General features: G+C 70.0%; 16 protein-coding genes. 13 read left to right on the top strand and 3 right to left on the bottom strand.

What is annotated here, in order from left to right:
• Nucleotides 1-2: 2 nt before the first annotated feature.
• From BM43_RS08375 to BM43_RS08365, 3 genes are all read right to left on the bottom strand, one after another.
• The gene (locus BM43_RS08375; protein ID WP_036055898.1) at nucleotides 3-803 is read right to left on the bottom strand and encodes a hypothetical protein; all 801 of its coding nucleotides are present in this window, start codon (nucleotides 801-803) and stop codon (nucleotides 3-5) included.
• 248 nt (nucleotides 804-1,051) lie between these two features.
• On the bottom strand, nucleotides 1,052-2,536 hold the full coding sequence (locus tag BM43_RS08370) for an aldehyde dehydrogenase family protein (protein WP_036055899.1): 1,485 nt from the start codon (nucleotides 2,534-2,536) through the stop codon (nucleotides 1,052-1,054).
• A 150-nt stretch (nucleotides 2,537-2,686) separates the two neighbouring features.
• Nucleotides 2,687-3,520, bottom strand: coding sequence for a helix-turn-helix transcriptional regulator (locus tag BM43_RS08365; protein WP_017921992.1), 834 nt, complete (start codon nucleotides 3,518-3,520; stop codon nucleotides 2,687-2,689).
• A gap of 184 nt (nucleotides 3,521-3,704) precedes the next feature.
• Between BM43_RS08365 and BM43_RS08360 the strand changes: the two genes are divergently transcribed.
• The 13 genes from BM43_RS08360 (at nucleotide 3,705) to BM43_RS08300 (ending at nucleotide 18,532) form a co-directional block, all read left to right on the top strand.
• Nucleotides 3,705-4,049: a cupin domain-containing protein gene (locus tag BM43_RS08360; RefSeq protein ID WP_013690614.1), complete on the top strand. Its 345-nt coding sequence runs from the start codon at nucleotides 3,705-3,707 to the stop codon at nucleotides 4,047-4,049.
• 272 nt (nucleotides 4,050-4,321) lie between these two features.
• Nucleotides 4,322-5,671 carry an NAD(P)/FAD-dependent oxidoreductase gene (locus BM43_RS08355; protein WP_042284990.1) on the top strand — a complete coding sequence of 450 codons (1,350 nt, stop codon included), beginning with the start codon at nucleotides 4,322-4,324 and terminating at the stop codon, nucleotides 5,669-5,671.
• 315 nt (nucleotides 5,672-5,986) lie between these two features.
• Complete coding sequence (locus tag BM43_RS08350) at nucleotides 5,987-7,591, top strand: purine-cytosine permease family protein (RefSeq protein ID WP_036055900.1); 1,605 nt, start codon at nucleotides 5,987-5,989, stop codon at nucleotides 7,589-7,591.
• A gap of 485 nt (nucleotides 7,592-8,076) precedes the next feature.
• Nucleotides 8,077-8,976 carry an NAD-dependent protein deacetylase gene (locus tag BM43_RS08345; protein ID WP_036055901.1) on the top strand — a complete coding sequence of 300 codons (900 nt, stop codon included), beginning with the start codon at nucleotides 8,077-8,079 and terminating at the stop codon, nucleotides 8,974-8,976.
• Between the two features lie 232 nt (nucleotides 8,977-9,208).
• Nucleotides 9,209-9,880: a DUF938 domain-containing protein gene (locus BM43_RS08340; RefSeq protein ID WP_230676422.1), complete on the top strand. Its 672-nt coding sequence runs from the start codon at nucleotides 9,209-9,211 to the stop codon at nucleotides 9,878-9,880.
• Nucleotides 9,881-9,987: 107 nt separating this feature from the next.
• Complete coding sequence (gene gndA, locus BM43_RS08335) at nucleotides 9,988-11,400, top strand: NADP-dependent phosphogluconate dehydrogenase (RefSeq protein WP_013690609.1); 1,413 nt, start codon at nucleotides 9,988-9,990, stop codon at nucleotides 11,398-11,400.
• 204 nt (nucleotides 11,401-11,604) lie between these two features.
• A complete protein-coding gene (locus BM43_RS08330) occupies nucleotides 11,605-11,934 on the top strand; it encodes a DUF4148 domain-containing protein (protein ID WP_013690608.1) in 330 nt (109 codons plus the stop codon).
• A gap of 330 nt (nucleotides 11,935-12,264) precedes the next feature.
• Nucleotides 12,265-12,576, top strand: a complete 312-nt coding sequence (locus BM43_RS08325; protein WP_036055902.1) for a cupin domain-containing protein — start codon at nucleotides 12,265-12,267, stop codon at nucleotides 12,574-12,576.
• Between the two features lie 104 nt (nucleotides 12,577-12,680).
• Complete coding sequence (locus BM43_RS08320; RefSeq protein WP_013690606.1) at nucleotides 12,681-13,457, top strand: peptidoglycan DD-metalloendopeptidase family protein; 777 nt, start codon at nucleotides 12,681-12,683, stop codon at nucleotides 13,455-13,457.
• 321 nt (nucleotides 13,458-13,778) lie between these two features.
• The gene (locus tag BM43_RS08315; protein ID WP_036055903.1) at nucleotides 13,779-14,315 is read left to right on the top strand and encodes a cytochrome b; all 537 of its coding nucleotides are present in this window, start codon (nucleotides 13,779-13,781) and stop codon (nucleotides 14,313-14,315) included.
• Nucleotides 14,316-14,683: 368 nt separating this feature from the next.
• Entirely contained in the window at nucleotides 14,684-15,760 is a 1,077-nt protein-coding gene (locus BM43_RS08310; RefSeq protein ID WP_017920562.1) for an alpha/beta hydrolase, read from the top strand.
• Nucleotides 15,760-16,806: a lipase secretion chaperone gene (locus BM43_RS08305; protein ID WP_036055904.1), complete on the top strand. Its 1,047-nt coding sequence runs from the start codon at nucleotides 15,760-15,762 to the stop codon at nucleotides 16,804-16,806. The genes BM43_RS08310 and BM43_RS08305 overlap by 1 nt, the downstream gene beginning before the upstream one ends.
• A 376-nt stretch (nucleotides 16,807-17,182) precedes the next feature.
• Nucleotides 17,183-18,532: an MFS transporter gene (locus tag BM43_RS08300; RefSeq protein ID WP_042286731.1), complete on the top strand. Its 1,350-nt coding sequence runs from the start codon at nucleotides 17,183-17,185 to the stop codon at nucleotides 18,530-18,532.
• Nucleotides 18,533-18,730: the final 198 nt, after the last annotated feature.

Below are 18,730 nucleotides of genomic sequence, written 5' to 3'. Positions count from 1 at the left end.
GCTCAGGAGGCCGGCGTGGCGGGATTGACGGCCGATGCCGGCGCCTGGGCGGCGCTCGGCGCGGTGCCGCCGTGCGCGGTGCCCGAATGGAAGGACTCGAGCTCCGAGGACAGGCGCTGCGCGCGCGTGCCGTTCGGGTTGTAGTACTCCTCGACGGTCTTCACCCAGCGATTGACCGAGGGCACGTACCAGACCGCCTTGTAGAGGCGGCCGGTGGTGGTGACGGCCTTCTGTCCGCCGGCATGCGCGATCGCGGTGACGCCGTTGTTGTCGTGCACCACCGTGCTGCCGGCGACTTGCGTCGGCGCGAGCTCGGCCGTCCACTGGCCTTCGCCTTCGATCTTGATCGCGTCGAAATGGCCGGCCGGCACGTCGATCGCCTCGTGGCCCACCACCCGCATCCTGGTGTCGTAGGTGCGCGAGTTCAGGCGCGCGTTCGGCTGCTGCTCAGTGAACTTGACCTCCCACTGCTTGCCGGTGCCGAGCGGGAACGCCAGCGGCCGGCTGACCACCTGCTCGGTGCCGTTGACGTTGCGCGCGCGGCTCCAGTCGAGGCCCGAGATCGATTCGATCGGAGCCTGGGGGGAGTTCGCCGTCTTGGTCTCGACATAGATGTGATCGGCGGTGGTGCGCAGCGCGACGATGCTGTCGTGCGACTGGCGCCAGCCGTTCGGCCCGGTCTCTGCCGTGTTGATGTAGGTCCAGGTGTCGCCGGGCGTGATGGTCGGCGCGGGGATGCCGTCGGCGCGGCAGATCATCGGCGTGGCCAGCAGCGCCAGCATCCAGCTAGTCTTGATTTTCATGGGGAGGGGTTCCCGGGTTGGTCTCGCCGCGATTCTAGTGGGCCGAGCTTTCGCTTGGCCTGCGATCGAGAGGCCCGGGAAGGGCCAGCGAAACGGCCCGCCGTTTCGTGCCAGCAGCTTGACATCGAAGGGCGGGCACGAGATGGCGCTCGCGTGCTTCGAGACGATGCGTTCGCGGTGCCGCGCGCGTGGCGACGGAGCGATTCACATGCGCCGCGGCACGACGCGGCAAGCCACGCGCCGCTCCCTCAAGCCGAGATCCGGTGCCGCAGTTCCTGGTAGCTGCGCAGCCCCGCCAGGCCCAGTTCGCGGCCGATCCCGCTGAGCCCCAGCCCGCCCCAGCAAACCTGCGGGAAGATCAGCTGCGGGGTGTTGATCCACACCAGGCCCGCGCGCAGCGCCTGCGTATAGCGCCGCGCCGCGTCCGCATCGCGCGTGACGACCGTGGCCACCAGCCCGTAGGCGGTGTCGTTGGCCAGCGCGATGGCTTGCTCGTCGTCGCGGAACGATTTCACGCAGGCCACCGGGCCGAACACTTCCTCGGTCCACAGCGGATTGTCGAGCGCGGGTTCGTCGATCACCACCGGCGCGTGGAAGAAGCCGTCGCCGCAAGCGGGATCGAGCCGGCCCTCGAAGGCGATCGCGGCGCCGGCGGCCAGCCCGGCCTCGAGCGCGGCGTTCACGCGCGCGCGATGCGCGGCCGAGATCAGCGGGCCCATCGTCACCCCGCTCAACTGCGGCGGCCCGACCACCAGCTCGCGCACCGCCGATTCGAAGGCGGCCATGAAGGCGCCATGCAGTGTGTGATGCACCAGGATGCGCGCGGTGGCCGAGCACATCTGCCCGGCATTGGTGAAGGCGCCGCCCACCGCGAGCGAGACCGCCAGCTCGAGATCGGCATCCTCGCGCACCACCAGCGCCGACTTGCCGCCCAGCTCCAGCGTGAGGCGCGTCATCCGCTCGGCGGCCGTACGCATCACGTGCCGGCCGGCGGCGGTGCTGCCGGTGAAGGAAATCTTGTCGATGCGCGGATGCGAGCTCAGCAGCGCGCCCACCTCGGCGCCGCCGTTCACCACGTTGACGGCGCCGGCCGGCACGCCGGCCGCGTGCACGTGGGCGACCAGGCGATGCTCGACGGGCGAGCTCAGCTCCGAGGGCTTGAGCACCACGGTGCAGCCGGCGGCCAGCGCCGGCGCGAGCTTCCAGGCGGTGGTCACCATCGGGAAATTCCACGGCACGATCAGCGCGGCCACGCCCACCGGCTGGTAGTCGCGCTCGGCCGCGATCCCGGCGCCGGGGATCGCGATCGATTCGGGAGAAAACAGCGTGGCCTGCTCGCAGAGTTCGGCGTAATAGCGGAAGGTCGCGGCCGCGTCGCCCACGTCGATGTCGGCCTCGACCGGCGGCTTGCCGCTGATCTCGCGTTGCAGCGCGGCCAGCGCCTCGCGATCCGCCTCGATGCGATCGGCGATGGCATGCAGCAGCCGGCCGCGCTCGGCGCTGGCCGTCGCGCGCCAGGCCGGCAGCGCGGCGCGGGCCGCCGCCACCGCCTCGTCGACCAGCTCGGCCGTCGCGCTGTCCTGCCAGCCGGCCGGCGCGCCCGTGGCCGCGTGATGCAGCGGCGTGCGCGCGCCGGGTTCGCCGGCTTCGCGGTAGTGATCGGTGCCGGCGATCGTCGCGGCGGGATGGACGGCGCGGCCGTCGTCGGCGCGGCGGGTCGGAACAAGGCTCATCGGGTGTGTCTCCGGGGTTCGGTGCGCGATCGTTGCGAGGATCGCGTCGCGACGATGGTAGGGGAGTTCCGGCAGCGGACGAATCGCGAATTGCCGATGTCCACATCGATCGCGATCGATGCATGCGGCGCGTGCCGCGCGGGCCTGCCTTCAGGCGGCTGCCGACTGCGCCCAGGCCAGCAGCTCGCGCTTGGTGCGCACGCCGAGCTTGGCGAAGGCGCGCTTCACGTAGGACTCGGCGGTGGCCACCCGCACGCCGACGATCTCGGCGGCCTCGGGCACGGTGCGTCCGCCGATCAGTTGCGCGCAGATCTCGTATTCGCGCCTGGACAGGCGCGGCTGGTCGCGTGCGAGGCGCGCATCGAACTGCGCGAGCGGATGCAGGTGCGGGGTGACGTGCGCGATCCGTCGCGAGGCCGCGGTGGCGGCATGCAGTTCGAGCAGCGGGAACAGGCAGTCGCTGACGGTGCGAAAGCGCTGCATCTCGGCCAGCGAGAAGGCGGGCTGGCGCGTATCGCGTTCCAGGGCGATCGAGTGCTGGGCATGGCGCGTGCCGCGCGCCAGCACGCATTCGTGGGCGATCTGCACCTCGTCGTAGAGCCGCTGGCGGAATTCGCCGGGCGGGATCGCGCCGATGTCGCGCACCACCAGCAGGGTGCCGACCTCGCCGCGGATGCCGGCGAACAGTGGATCGCGATCGTAGAAGCGGTCGTAGTAGAGCGTCATCACCTCGGCGATGGTGCCGTGGTCCATGCCCACGCCGCCGCTGCCGACCCATTCGCAGCGAAAGCCCGTCGGCATCGCCGCGTCGACGCGCGAGCGTTCGATATGGACCGCGTTGACCGGCACGATCTGGTTGAGCAGCACCGTCAGGCGCGGCACGAAATCAGGTGTGCCGACCGAGTCGATGACTTCGCCGAGCGTCTGGAACGACAGCGGGATCGGGGCGGAATCGAGCGGGGAGGAAAGGGCGTGAACGGCCATGATGCATGCCGGAATGGAGGCGAGCCGATTATAGATCAGGCCTCGTGCCGGCCGTAAATCCGGGGTTTTCCGCAGGCTCGCGGGAGGGCGAAAGCGCGGCTTGCCCCCCCTGCGGGGGGGCATACCGGGGCGCGGCCGCTCGCTACAGTCCAGCTCATCCCTTCTACACGGAATGAACCACGCAATGAGCAAACTGATTCAGGACATCGTCCCGCTGGGCGCCGGCCTAGGCGAATTCACGCGCCTCGACTACGGCATGGACGAATGCGACTGGCGCGCCGGCGCGGGCCCCAGCGCGGGCCACGTGATCGGCTGGTGGGAGGGCAAGGTCGGCGCGCTCGACTTCCCGGCCACCGAGGCGGACGAGGCGGTCTGGCTGGTCGAGGGGCGCGTCGCGCTGACCGATCTCGAGGGCAATCGCCAGGAGTTCGCGGCGGGGCAGGGTTATCTGCTGCCGGCCGGTTTCGCGGGCCGCTGGGAAACGCTCGAGGACGCGAAGAAGTTCTACGTGCTGCTCGAGAAGGCCTGAGCCGCGCCGCGCGATGTTTCCGCTCGCCGCCTCGGGTTGCCCGCGTGCGTGCCTCGCGCCCGCGGCGCCCCGCATGAACCTCGTTTCGTCGCCGCATCGCGGCGGCCTCATTCGTCAGGAGTCCCCCGATGCTTGATACCGCGAACCATCGTGAAGCCGGTCTCGGCGGCGCGCCTTCGTCCGCTTCGGCGGCCCGCCACGAGGGCCGGGGCGGCGCGCGCGGCGAGGCCAGCCAGGCCGATGCCGAACGCGCGCTGGCCGGCGCGAAGCTGATGCCGTACTGGCTCGACAACCCGGCCGAGCCACCCGCCGAGGCCGCGCTGCGCGGCGACCGGCAGGCGGACCTGCTGATCGTCGGCGGCGGCTTCACCGGGCTGTGGGCGGCGATCCAGGCCAAGGAGCAGATGCCCGAACTCGAGGTGGTGCTGATCGAGGCAGGGCGCGTCGCGCATGGCGCCTCGGGCCGCGCCGGCGGCATCATCTCGACCTCGGTGATGCACGGGCTGCCGAACGCGGTGCGCGTGTTCCCGAACGACATCGCCGAGCTGGAACGCTTCGGCCATCTCAATCTCGACGGCTTCGAGGCGAGCCTGGAGCGCTACGGCATCGATGCCGACATCGAGTGGAACGGCGAGATGACGGTGGCGGTCGACCCCGCGCATCTCGGGCAACTGCGCGAGGATCACGAACTGCACACGCATCATGGCCACGACGTGCAGTTGCTGGATCGCCAACAGACGCTCGAGCAACTGGCTTCGCCGCTGTTCGCCGGCGCGCTCTGGTCGCGCAATCGCAGCGGTATCGTGCATCCGGCCAAGCTGGCCTGGGGCCTCAAGCGCGCGGCGCTCTCGCTGGGCGTGAGGATCCACGAGCACACGCCGCTCGAGGCGATCCGCGACGAAGGCGACACGGTGCTGGCCAGCACGCCCGAGGGCAGCATCCGCGCGCCGCGCGTGCTGTTCGGCAGCGGCACCGCGAAGGTCGGCATCGCCGACATCAACCGGCGCGTGCTGCAGGTGCGCGACCACGTGCTGGCCACCGAGCCGCTCAGCGAGGCGCAACTGGCGCTAATCGGCTGGAAGAACCGGCAGGGCGTCTACGACACGCGCACCCAGCTCAACTATTTCCGTCTCACCAAGGACAACCGCATCATCTTCGGCGGCCTGGTCAGCTATCACTTCGACGGCAATCCGCAGCCGGCTCAGGATGCGCGCCACGATACCTATACGCGGCTGGCGCAGGCCTTCTTCCGCACCTTCCCGCAACTGGCCGGGCTGCGCTTCTCGCATGCCTGGGGCGGCCCGATCGACTACTGCTCGCGCGGCTCGGTGTTCGCCAAGCGCTACCTGGGCGGCAAGGGCGTGTTCGTGGCCGGTTACACGGGCTTCGGCGTCGCGGCCAGCCGCTTCGGCGCCTTCATGGGCCTGAACATCCTGTTCGATCGCGACAGTCCAGAGCGCCGGCTCGACATCGCCAGGCAGAGCCCGACCTACATCCCGCCCGAGCCGGTGCGCTGGCTGGCCGCCAAGATCACCTTCCACGCCTTCGACGGCGCCGATGCCGAGGGCGGCTGGAAACGCGCCTGGATTCGCGGCATCAAGGCGATGGGCTTCCCGATGTGAGCGCGACGCGGCCGGCCAGGTGCCGGCCGCGTCGTTTCCTTGGGTGCCGCCGGCGCCTTTGTCGATCGATTCGTTCTCCGATGTTTTCGACCACTTCCGATCCCGCCGAAGCCTATGGGCACGGGCCGCCCGAGCCCGCCGAACTTCGAGCCTTCCCCGGCACGGGCACGACAGCCCGTGAGCGAGGGCCGGCCCCGCGCGGCGCGCCAGCGAAACCGCGCGCCGGGCCCCGGCCCGCGGCATGAACAACGATCGGCACGATATGCCGGCCAGCCCGCGCGACGGGCGGGACCGGCGCCCGAATGGAGCGAGACGATGAGCGACACTTCCCACGACGACACCAGCATGACGCGGATCGAGACCTTCAGTTTCGAACGCATCCCCGATGCCTCGCGCTACGCGCGGCCCATCGACCTGTTCCGGCTGCTGTTCGGCGGCTGCAACACCTTTTCCACCTCGGTGCTCGGCAGCTTCCCGATCCTGGTCGGCCTGTCGTTTCGCGACGGCGCGCTGGCGATCGTGCTCGGCGTGCTGGCCGGCACCTGCATCCTCGCGCCGATGAGCCTGTTCGGCACGCGCAACGGCACCAACGACCCGGTTTCCTCGGGCGCGCACTTCGGCATTCACGGCCGCATCGTCGGCTCCTTCCTGGCGCTGCTGACCTCGGTGGCCTTCTTCTCGCTGGCGGTCTGGAGCTCCGGCGACGCGCTGGTGGGCGGCGCCCACAGCCTGGTCGGCCTGCCCGTCAACGGCGCCACGGTGGGCCTCTCGTACCTGGTGTTCGCGGTGCTGGTGCTGGTGGTCTGCATCTACGGCTTCCGCTTCATGCTGTGGGTCAACAAGATCGCCGTGTGGGCCGCCAGCCTGATGTTCCTGGTGGGCGCCTTCGCGTTTTCCGGCAGCTTCGACGCCGCTTATGCCGGCACCCTGCACGCGGGCGGCGCGGGCTTCTGGGCCGCCTTCTGCGGCGCCGCGCTGGTGGCGATGAGCAATCCCGTGTCGTTCGCCTCGACGCTCGGCGACTGGGCGCGCTACATCCCCGAGCACACGCCGCGCCACCGCGTGATCGGCGCCGTGTTCGTGGCGCAGCTCGCCACCTTCGTGCCGTTCCTGTTCGGGCTCGCCACGGCCAGCATCATCGCCACCCACGCGCCCTCGTTCATCGCCTCGAACGACTACGTGGGCGGGCTGCTGGCGGTGTCGCCGCGCTGGTTCCTGCTGCCCACCTGCGTGATCGCCATCATCGGCGGCATGTCGACCGGCACCACCGCGCTGTACGGCACCGGGCTCGACATGTCGAGCATGTTCCCCAAGCGGCTGAACCGCGTGCGCGCCACGCTGCTGATCGGCACGCTGGCGATCGGCTTCATCTTCGTGGGGCGCTTCGCCTTCAACCTGGTGGAGAGCGTGTCGACCTTCTCGACCCTGATCGGCACCTTCAGCTGCCCCTGGATGGCGATCATGGTGATCGGCTACGTGACGCGGCGCGGCTTCTATCTGGCCGACGACCTGCAGGTCTTCAATCGCGGCCTGCGCGGCGGCCATTACTGGTTCACGCACGGCTGGAACCTGCGGGCGATGGGCGCCTGGCTGCCGGCGGCCCTGGTCGGCCTGGCCTTCGTCAACCTGCCGGGGCAGTTCGTCGGCGTGCTCGGCAACCTGGCCGGCGGCTTCGACCTGAGCGTGCCGATCTCCTTGCTGCTCGGCGGCGCGCTTTATCTCGTTTTCGTCTGGTTGTTCCCGGAGCCCGATGCCGTGTATGGCCCGGCGCGGCGGCGTTTCGTGCGCGGCTCTGCGCACGCGCGGGGCGCGGCGTTGGCGGCGGGACCGCGCGCGATGGGGCAGGCGCGGGAAGAGGGCGATGAGGCTCGGTGCCTGCCGGTGCAGGGGATCGGCGAGCTGGCGCGGCGCGGCGAGTGATGCGGTTCGGCTCGGTTCGTGTCGGGCCGTTTGGTATCGCGGCGTGATTGGTCTCGAGTTCCGACCTGTGCCGACGGGCATTCAGGGTTTGAGGACGGCGAGACTGGCTGTAAAGGGCGCGAGTTCGGGAGAACGGGGGGAGAAGCGGGGTCGGGAAGCGGGCGGGCGCCGACGCGGGCCACAAAAGAAAAAGCCCGCAACACTGTTGCGGGCTGAATCCATGTTGGAGACATGGAGGAGACAGACGCAATACTAAGGGTTTGTACTAGGCGTGGCAAGCGAATTCGTTAGACATCGTATCGGCGTTGTGTTCACGCAACGCGGAACGGCCTGCCAGGTCGCTGCCGCGAACGATCTTGCCCCATTGTCGGCCATGCCTGACAAGGCGATCGACGTCGATTCAGGGCCTTCGGTATGATCTCGCGCAGGCCGGCGGACGAGGCGATTGCTCCCCGAACCCGCCGGCAGGACCACCCCACCCAGCCATGAACGATCACGATTCCCTGCCCGAACTCGTCGCGGCGGACCCGGCGGCGCTCGACGCGCTGCACGCTTTCGTCGAACGCCATCCCCGCCTGTTCGTGTTGACCGGCGCCGGCATCAGCACCGATTCCGGCATTCCCGGCTACCGCGACCGCAACGGCCAGTGGATGCGCTCGCCTCCGATCCAGTACCAGGAATTTGTCGGTTCCGAGTCGGCGCGCCGCCGTTATTGGGCACGCAGCATGCTCGGCTGGCCGGTGGTGGGGCGCGCGCGGCCGAACGCGGCGCATCGCGCGATCGCGCGGCTCGGCGCGGCCGGGCGGATCGGCGGGCTGGTCACGCAGAACGTCGACGGCCTGCACCAGCGCGCCGGCAGCCGCGGCGTGATCGAGCTGCATGGCGGTATCGACGGCGTGAGCTGTCTCGATTGCGGCGCCCATCACACGCGCGCGGCGATCCAGCACACGCTCGAGGCCGACAATCCCGCGCTGCTGGCCTATGAAGCCGTACCGCTGGCCGACGGCGACGCGCAGCTCGAACTCGATACGCTCGACGATTTCCGCGTGCCGGCCTGCCCGATCTGCGCGGGCATGCTCAAGCCGGCCGTGGTGTTCTTCGGCGAGAACGTACCGCGCGAACGCGTGGCCGCCGCGACGCGCGCGCTCGACGAAACCGATGCGATGCTGGTGGTCGGCTCGTCGTTGATGGTGTATTCGGGGTATCGCTTCTGCGTCTGGGCCGGCGAGCGCGGCAAGCCGGTCGCCGCGCTGAACCTGGGGCGCACGCGCGCCGATCCGCTGCTCGCGCTGAAGGTCGAGGCCGCTTGCGGCGCGACGCTGGAGGCACTGCTGGCACGGCTCGGGCTGGCCGATCCGGAAGAGGGGGCGAGCCTCGTGCGCTGAGGGCGCGGGTGCTCGCGTGCCGGTGCGCTGAATCGACGAGGTCTAGCGGGCCGGCGTGCTGGCCCGCCTGACCCGCGATGCCGAACGAGCCGAACCAGCCCGTGGCTCGTCGCCAGCGTGTCGAGGCGTCGAAGGCGCCCCGCGTCCGCTACCACCGAGCCCGCCGATGCGGCACACTGCGCGCATCGCGGCTTCCCGCCGTCCCGTCCTCATCCTCCACCGATCCTCTCGCATGACGAATTCCACCGATCCGAATCACGCCCGGCCGAGTGCCGAATGCACGGGCGAAGCCGCCGCCAATCCGGCCGATCGCCTGCAGGCGCCGGCGGCCGAGCGCAACCGCGAGCCGATCCTCGCGGTGCTGCGCGAGGTTCTGCCCGAGCGCGGCACCGTGCTCGAGATCGCGAGCGGCACCGGCCAGCACGCCGTGCATTTCGCGGCGGCGCTGCCGGGCATCGACTGGCAGCCGAGCGACCCCGAGCCGCGCTCGCGGCGCTCGATCGCCGCCTGGGTCGCGCAAGCCGGCCTGCCGAACCTGCGCGCGCCGCTGGCGCTCGACGTGCGCGCCGAGCCCTGGCTGGTGGACGCCGTCGACGCGGTGGTCTGCATCAACATGATTCACATCGCGCCCTGGGCGGCGGCCATCGCGCTGGTGAACGGCGCCGCGCGGCGGCTGCCCGCCGGCGGCGTGCTGCTGCTGTACGGCCCGTATCGCCGCGCGGGCGCGCATACCGCGCCCTCCAACGCCGAGTTCGACGCGCAACTGCGCGCGCGCGATGCCGAATGGGGCGTGCGCGACCTGGAGGCGGTGGTCGCGCTGGCCGAGGCGGCCGGCCTCGAACTCGAGCGCGTGGTGGCGATGCCGGCCAACAACCTGAGCGTGGTGCTGCGCCGCCGCGCCTGATCGGCGCGGCGCGCGCGAGGCAGCGGCCTCGCCTGGTTTTCCCGTATCCTTGCGGCTATGCGCGCGGCTCGGTCGGGTCGCGCCGTGTTTTTTTCGGAGAATGAACAATGGGCAAACAAGCAATCGGCGTGGTCGGGATGGCCGTGATGGGCCGCAATCTGGCGTTGAACATCGAGAGCCGCGGTCACGCCGTGTCCGTGTACAACCGCAGCCGCGACAAGACCGACGAGCTGATCGCCGAATTCCCCGACCGCAAGCTGGTGCCGACCTACACGCTGGAGGAATTCGTCGCGTCGCTCGAAACGCCGCGCCGCATCCTGCTGATGGTCAAGGCGGGCGAAGCCACGGACGCGACGATCGCCGCGCTCAAGCCGCTGCTCGGCAAGGGCGACGTGCTGATCGACGGCGGCAACACGCATTTCACGGACACCATCCGCCGCAACCAGGAACTCGCGCAATCGGGCCTGCACTTCATCGGCACGGGCGTGTCGGGCGGCGAGGAGGGCGCGCTGCACGGCCCCTCGATCATGCCGGGCGGCCAGCGCGACGCCTACGACCTGGTCGAGCCGATCCTCAAGCAGATCGCCGCCAAGGCGCCGGGCGACGGCGAGCCCTGCGTGGCCTACATGGGCCCGGACGGCGCCGGCCACTACGTGAAGATGGTCCACAACGGCATCGAGTACGGCGACATGCAGCTGATCGCCGAAAGCTACGCGGTGCTCAAGCAGGTGGCGGGGCTGTCGAACGAGGAACTCGGCAAGGTCTACACCGAATGGAACCAGGGCGAGCTCGACAGCTACCTGATCGAGATCACCTCGAAGATCTTCGACAAGAAGGACGAGGAAACCGGCCAGCACCTGGTGGACGTGATCCTCGACCGCGCCGCGCAGAAGGGCACCGGCAAGTGGACCAGCCAGAACGCGCTGGACCTGGGCGTGCCGCTGCCGCTGATCACCGAATCGGTGTTCGCGCGCGTGCTGTCCTCGCTGAAGACGCAGCGCGTGGCCGCCAGCAAGGTGCTGAAGGGGCCCTCGCCGGCCAAGCCGGAAGGCGATCGTGCCGCCTTCGTCGAGGCGGTGCGCCGCGCGCTCTACCTGAGCAAGGTGATCTCCTACGCGCAAGGTTTCGCGCAGCTCGACACGGCCTCGAAGGAATACGGCTGGAAGCTCAACCTGGGCGAAATCGCGCGTATCTTCCGCGCCGGCTGCATCATCCGCGCGCGTTTCCTGCAGAAGATCACGGATGCCTACACGGCCAGCCCGGAACTCGCGAACCTGCTGCTCGACCCGTACTTCCAGGAGATCTCGACCAACTACCAGCAGGCGCTGCGCGACGTGGTGGTGGCCGCGGTGCAGGCCGGCGTGCCGGTGCCGGCCTTCTCCTCGGCGGTCGCCTACTTCGACAGCTACCGCTCGGAACGCCTGCCGGCGAACCTTGTGCAGGCGCAGCGAGACTTCTTCGGCGCTCACACCTTCGAGCGCACGGACAAGCCGGGCAGCTTCCACGCGAACTGGGCCTGAGGAGGGTGCGAACGGTAATTGTTGCGATTAACCACGCTATCTATCTGGTTGATAGCGTCGGAACCCGCTGATTATTATCGTTCGCGGAACAGTGTTTTCGTCGTTTCATGGTTTTCCCTAGGTGCCGAGAAGACTAGACTTCACATCACTCGCTGCTCACATGGTGTGTGCGGTGAAGCAAAAAAAGTCTCGGAGGTGAAAATCATGAAATCGCTGATCGCTACTGTTGCTGCCGCTGCCGTTCTCGCTGTCCCGGCTCTCTCGTTTGCTCAACCGACCAACGGCCCGCTGACCCGTGCCGAAGTGAAGGCCGAACTGGCCCAACTGGAAAAGGCCGGTTACAACCCGAGCGCTGACCGCAACGACTACCCGAACGGTATCCAGGCTGCTGAATCCCGCATCAACCCGCAACAAAACTTCGCCAACGCCGATACCAGCGGCTACGGCGCGCAACCGGCCGCGGCCGCCGAGTCGGGCACGCCGTCGAAGGTTCGCCGCATCGCCGACGGCGCCCCGGTCTACAAGGGTCGCTGATCGACGCGGGTGGCGCGCCGGGATGGCCGCGCCGCCCGTGGCAGGTAATCGAAGCAGGTAGTTGAAGTTGCAGTGGAAGTCGAGTTGTACCGCAGTCCGGATCGGCCCGTGGTGTTCCACCAGGAACCCACGGGCCGATTTTTTTTGCATGGCGAAATCCCCGGCGCGCTCGGTCCGGATCCAGCGCCCGGGCGTTCCCGAGCCGCCGAATCTGGGGCGCGAAGGTTCCGAAATTCGCGCCGAGCAGGTACTATCCGACGGGCACGCAGCGGCCGGGCCGGGCCGCGCGGCGAGATTCGCGGCCATCTGGCCGCGATGCCGGAACCCGACATGAAGCTCATCCGCAGCAAGACCTTTACCGCGTCGCGTGCCTGGGGCGCCCTCGATATCGCCAATATGCGCGGTATCACCACGCGCCTGCACTGGACCGACCAGCCTTACGTCTGGCATGTGAACGACGGCGAGGAAGTGTTCGTCGTCCTCGACGGACAAGTCGACATGCACTATCGCGATGCCGCCGGCGAGCATATTGCCCTGCTCGAGACCGGCGACATCTTTCACGCCACGGTGGGGACGGAACACGTCGCCCATCCACGCGGGGAAGCTCGTATTCTCGTCGTGGAAACCGAAGGCAGCGTCTGAAGGTCCCACTCCTGTCGGGACCGGCCCGACCCGGGCCACGCGGCGCGCGCCACGCATCCCCGCGATGCAGGCCGCCCGCAGCGAAGCGAAACTAGGGAGGCAGCTTGAGAAGAACGATCTTCACTGAAACCACCACGTATCGTCGCGCCGTCTCGCGCGCGACCCTGTTCGCCGTCGGCGCCGCGCTGGTCGGCGGCTGCACGATGACGCCGTGGACGGACTCGTGGCAGCCGACGAGCACGCCGCAACCCAGCCGCCAGAACCAGGGCGGCGTGCTGGCCGGCTACTATCGCGTCAACCCCGGCGATACGCTGCCGTCCATCGCGGCCGGCTTCGGTCAGCGCAGCCAGGACGTCGCCAGCTGGAACCACATCGCGCCAACCGACATGCTCACGCCCGGCCAGGTGCTGCGCGTCGCGCCGCCGCCGGGCAATACCGCGATCACCTCGCCGGTGCCGTCCTCGGGCCAGCCGTCCTCGTCCGCGCTGCCCGGCGCCACGGCGGCCGAGCCGCCGGCGCTGGCCTGGCCGGCGCAGGGCACCGTCACCTCGCGCTTCATCCCCGGCAAGACGCGCGGCATCACGATCACCTCGACCGGCGACAAGACCGTGCGCGCCGCGGCCGCGGGCCGGGTGGTGTATGCCGGCACCGGCGTCGCGAAGTACGGCCCGCTGGTGATCCTCAAGCACGAGAGCGGCCTGATCACCGCCTACGGACACAACGGCAAGCTGCTGGTCAACGACGGCGACGCCGTCGCGGCGGGCCAGGCGATCGCCGAGATGGCCACCGATCCGGATGGCCGTTCCTCGTTCGACTTCGAGGTCCGGCAGGACGGCAAGCCGGTCGACCCAATCGGTTTCCTGCCGCGCAACGGCGGCTGATTACCGGTCGATCCCAGGTCGATCAGCGGCTGATTGCCGATCGCCGATGCGGCGCGCGCTCCCGACGGGGCGCGCGCCGTTGTTTTTTCCGCTGCGGTGGTTCGTGCGGCACGCGCATCGCGTGGCTGCCGGCTGCGCCGATCCCTCATCGCTTCGCCCCGCTGCGGACCCTGCGGCTCCCTCGCGACGCCTGACCAATCGCCGCATCCGTGCTGGCCGAAGCTGTCGCGAGCCACTTCGCCCCGGTACAATCGCCGCGATAGCCGCCGGCCGCCACCAGCCAGGCGCCGCCCCCGATACGATCCGCCCGCCGGAGCCCCGATGAAGAACATCCTCGCGACCCAGCCGCGCTACAACCGTCCCGCGATCGCCTTTCACTGGCTGATCGTGCTGCTGGTGGCGCTGGGCTACCTCGCGATCGAGATTCGCGGCCCGAAGGGCACCGACAGCCGACTGTTCTGGACCAACGTGCATTTCTGCGCGGGCACCCTGGTGTTGTCGCTCTCGATCCTGCGCGTGCTCTGGCGCTTCGCCTCGCGCCGGCCCGATCCGCTGCCGCAGCCGCCGGTGCTCGCGTTCCTCGCCAAGCTCTCCCATCTCGCGCTCTACCTGTTCACGCTGGCCCAGCCGCTGCTCGGCATCGCCTTCGTCAACATGGGCGGCCATCCCGTGACGATCGCGCCGCTCGGTATCTCGTTCACGCTGTTCGACGCGAACCCGGCCTTGCGCGGGCCGCTCAAGGAAGCCCACGAACTGATCGGCAACAGCTTCTATTTCGTGATCGGGCTGCACGCGCTGGCCGCGCTCTGGCATCACTTCGTGAAGCGCGATGCCACATTGCGGCGCATCCTGCCGTAACAAAACGAACCCGCGTGCTGGTTGCGCCTGCAACATACGCGCTGCTTTCCGAGCTTCCTCCCTCGTGCGTTCTTGGCCGGCATGATCGCCGGCCGGCTTGTCGCGTCTGTTCCGTGCGCACATCGCGCGATGCTTCGCAGTCCGTGATATCCCCATGTGGCGACGCAGCATCGCCACGCGATTCGTTCGGCCGCCGTTCCCGATCACGCGCGTCAATCGATTAGAGACGCGCATCCAAACATCCGTGTGAGTTCAGACAGGACTGCCACCGCCGTGTTTCACTCCGCACTTGCCGCGCCCGGCTTCGCGCGAAGCCGCGATCGAGCGCTGCATTCACATCGACGGATCCAATAACGAGGGAGATAAGCATGCGCAGATCGATGCGTTCGAGGCTGGCGGCGAGGGCGGTGGCATGGGCGCTGGCGGCGATGCCGCTGGCCGGGGCGGCGGGCCTGGCGATGACGGCGGCGCCCGCGGCGATGGCGGCCGATACCTATGCGGCGACGCGCTATCCGGTGATCCTGGTGCACGGCCTGGCCGGCACCGACAAGTTCGCGAATGTGCTCGACTACTGGTACGGCATCCAGAGCGACCTGCAATCGCATGGCGCGAAGGTCTACGTGGCCAACCTGTCCGGCTTCCAGAGCGACGACGGCCCGAACGGCCGCGGCGAGCAGTTGCTGGCCTACGTCAAGCAGGTGCTGGCAGCCACCGGCGCGACCAAGGTCAACCTGATCGGCCACAGCCAGGGCGGGCTGACTTCGCGCTACGTGGCGGCGGTCGCGCCGCAACTGGTGGCTTCGGTGACCACCATCGGCACGCCGCATCGCGGCTCCGAGTTCGCCGATTTCGTGCAGGGCGTGCTGGCGACCGATCCCACCGGCCTGTCGTCGACGGTGATCGCCGCCTTCGTCAACGTGTTCGGCACGCTGATCAACAGCTCGCTGAACACCAACCAGGACGCGCTGGCCGCGCTCAAGACGCTGACCACCGCGCAGACGGCCGCCTACAACAAGAACTTCCCTAGCGCCGGGCTCGGCGCGCCGGGCACCTGCCAGACGGGGGCGGCGACCGAAACCGTCGCCGGCAACCAGCACCTGCTCTATTCCTGGGGCGGCACGGCGATCCAGCCGGGCGCGACCGTGCTCGGCGTGACGGGCGCGAGCGATACCAGCACCAGCACCTTCGACTCGGCCAACGTCACCGATATCTCGACGCTGGCCTTGCTCGGCACCGGCGCGGTGATGATCAATCGCGGCTCGGGACAGAACGACGGGCTGGTGTCGCGCTGCAGCTCGTTGTTCGGCCAGGTGATCAGCACCAGCTACCACTGGAACCACCTCGACGAGATCAACCAGTTGCTCGGCGTGCGCGGCGCGAATGCCGAGGATCCGGTCGCGGTGATCCGCACTCACGTGAACCGCCTCAAGCAGCAGGGCATCTGATGGTGCGGCCCGATCGTCCGGTGCGCGCCGCGCGGGCCGGGCGCGTCGCGCTGTTCGCGGCGAGCGGCTTCGTCGCGGCCGGCGCGATCGCCTGGTGGCTGCTGCCGCCGGGCGGCGAGCCTCGCCACGACGCGGCCGCGGTCGTTGCGTCCGCAGCCGTCGCGGCGAGCGCCGGGCCGGCGGGCGAGGCGGTGCCGCTGGCCGCCACGCTGCCGGCCTCGCTGGCCGGTTCCAGCGCGCCGCGCCTGCCGCTCGATGCCGGCGGCAGGCTGGCGAGGACGCGCGCGGTGCGCGACTTCCTCGACTACTGCCTGAGCGCGCAGCACGACCTCACGCCGGCCGGGCTCGACGCGCTGGTGCGTCGCGAGATCGCCGCGCAACTGGAGGGCAGCCCGGCGCAGCAGGACGCGCTCGATGCCTGGCAACGCTATCGCGCCTATTTCGATGGACTCGCGCGGCTGCCGGGCGGCGGCTCGGTGCTCGGCGACAAGCTTGATCCGGCCGCCATGCAGCTCGCGCTCGAACAGCGCGCGACGCTGGCCAGCCGCACGCTCGGCGAATGGGCCGAGCCCTTCTTCGGCGAGGAGCAGCGCCGCCAGCGGCTCGACCTGGAGCGAATCCGGATCGCGCGCGATCCCGCGCTCAGCGACGAGCAGAAGGCCGCGCGCCTGGCCGCGCTCGATGCGCAACTGACGCCGGCCGAGCGCGCGCAGCAGGCGGCGATCCGGGCCCAGCAGGATGCCGTGTCGAAGATCGCGGCCATGCAGCAGGCCGGCGCGACGCCGGAGCAGATGCGCGCCCAGCTCGCGCAGGCGCTCGGGCCCGAGGCAGCCGCGCGCGCCGCCAAGCTGCAGCAGGACGACGATGCCTGGCAGGGTCGCTACCAGGCCTATGCGGCCGAACGCGATCGGATTCTCGCGCAGGGGCTCTCGCCCGACGATCGCGACGCGCGCATCGCGCAGTTGCGGCAGCAGACCTTCACCGAGCCCGGCGAGGCGATTCGCGCGGCCTCGCTCGATCGCGGCGCGCTCGGCGCGGGCGGGTAGACGGGGACGCGAGGAGGCGAGGAAGCGAAGGGCGGGCGGCAAGCAGATCCGGCCGGCGGTGAATCGGCCGACGACGGCAGCCCGCGGCGCCGTGCCTGCCGGCTTCGCCGGCACTGCCGGAAGCCACCGGCTGCCATCACCGGCAGCCAGGCTTTCGACCAGCTTTCTCGCGTATCGCGAGCCTGCAGGATCGGCGCCGCTCTGCAACAATACGGAGGCTGCGGCGGGTTTCGTTTCCGGAAATCGGGCAATCGACGCGCCGCCGCGTCGAACCATTCGCGATGCGCGATCCGCGTCGCCCGTCCTGCCGAGTCCTGCCTTGTCCGAAACCCTTCTCGCCGGCCGCCCCGCGGAGCCGGCGTTCAACTGGCGCGCGATGATCGCGATCCTGCTCGCGGTCGCGCTCGCGACGCTCGATACGGCGATCGCGAACACCGCCTTGCCCGCCATCGCCGCCGACCTGCACACGGCGCCTGCCGCCTCGGTCTGGATCATCAACGCCTACCAGCTCGCGATGGTGGCCACCTTGCTGCCGCTGGCCGCGCTGGGCGACATCGTCGGCCATCGCCGCATCTATATCGGCGGGCTGGTGGTGTTTACGGCCGCCTCGCTGGCCTGCGCGCTGGTCTCGACGCTGCCGATGCTGACCGCGGCGCGTATCGTGCAGGGCCTGGGCGCGGCGGCCATCATGAGCGTCAACACGGCGCTGATCCGCCATCTCTACCCGGCGCAGCGGCTCGGGCGCGGGCTCGGCCTGAACGCGCTGATCGTCGGCGTGTCCTTCGCGGTGGGGCCGACGGTGGCTTCGGTGATCCTCTCGCTGGCCGACTGGCCCTGGCTGTTCGCCGTCAACGTGCCGCTCGGGCTGGCCGCGCTGGCGGTGGCGATCCCGGCGCTGCCGCACACGGGGCGCGGCGGCCACAGTTTCGATCCGGTCGCGGCCGGTCTCAACGTGGTGACCTTCGCGGCGCTGATCTTCGCGCTCGGCGAGACCTCGCAGCGCGGGCCGCTGGCCTTCAGCCTGGCGGCCGCCGGCGTGACCCTGGTGTTCGGCTGGCTGCTGATCCGCCGCGAGGCGGGGCATCCCGCGCCGATGCTGCCGGTCGACCTGTTCAAGCGGCCGGTGTTCGCGCTGTCGGCGCTGACGGCGGTCTGCTCGTTCGCGGCGCAGGGCCTGGCCTTCGTCTCGCTGCCGTTCTACTTCGAGGACGTCCTGCATCGCAGCGCGGTCGAGACCGGCTTCCTGATGACGCCCTGGTCGGCGGTGGTGGCGCTGTCCGCGCCGATCGCCGGGCGCATGTCGGATCGTTATCCGCCGGGGCTGCTGGGCGCGGTGGGGCTGGCGATCCTGGCGCTCGGCATGGCCTTGCTGGCGATGCTGCCGCCGTATCCGCACGTGTCCGACATCGTCTGGCGCATGGCCTTGTGCGGCGCCGGTTTCGGCTTCTTCCAGTCGCCCAACCTGAAGGCCCTGATGGCGAGCGCGCCGCCCGAGCGCAGCGGCGGCGCGAGCGGCATCATCGCCACCGCGCGCCTGATCGGGCAGGCCACCGGCGCGGCCCTGGTCGCGCTGTGCTTCGGTATCGCCGCCAAGCACGGCCCGACGCTGGCGCTCGGGCTGGGCGCCGGCTTCTCGGCCGCCGCCAGCCTGGCCAGCGGCCTGCGCCTGTTCGCGCCCTCCCATCGCTCGGGCAAGGCGGTGCCGTCGGAGCGGGGCGCCAAGTAGGGGGCGAGAGCGGGACGAGAGGCAGAGGCGGGCGGCGCGTGATGCGCGGCTGGCGAAGCGTCGCCGCGCGAGTGCCCTGAATCTCGAACGGGAGCTCGAGCCGGCTCGCGCTGCCGTCGCCGCCCGGCCGATCGGGTCAGCGCGCCGCCATCGCCATCGCGCCCCGGGCCGGGACGAAAAAAAGCCCGGCCGGAGCCG

Origin of the sequence: Burkholderia gladioli (genome assembly GCF_000959725.1) — a bacterium.
Classification (GTDB): domain Bacteria; phylum Pseudomonadota; class Gammaproteobacteria; order Burkholderiales; family Burkholderiaceae; genus Burkholderia; species Burkholderia gladioli.
The sequence above is the reverse complement of the archived record's forward strand: the minus strand, read 5'-3'. Positions and strand labels throughout refer to the sequence as shown.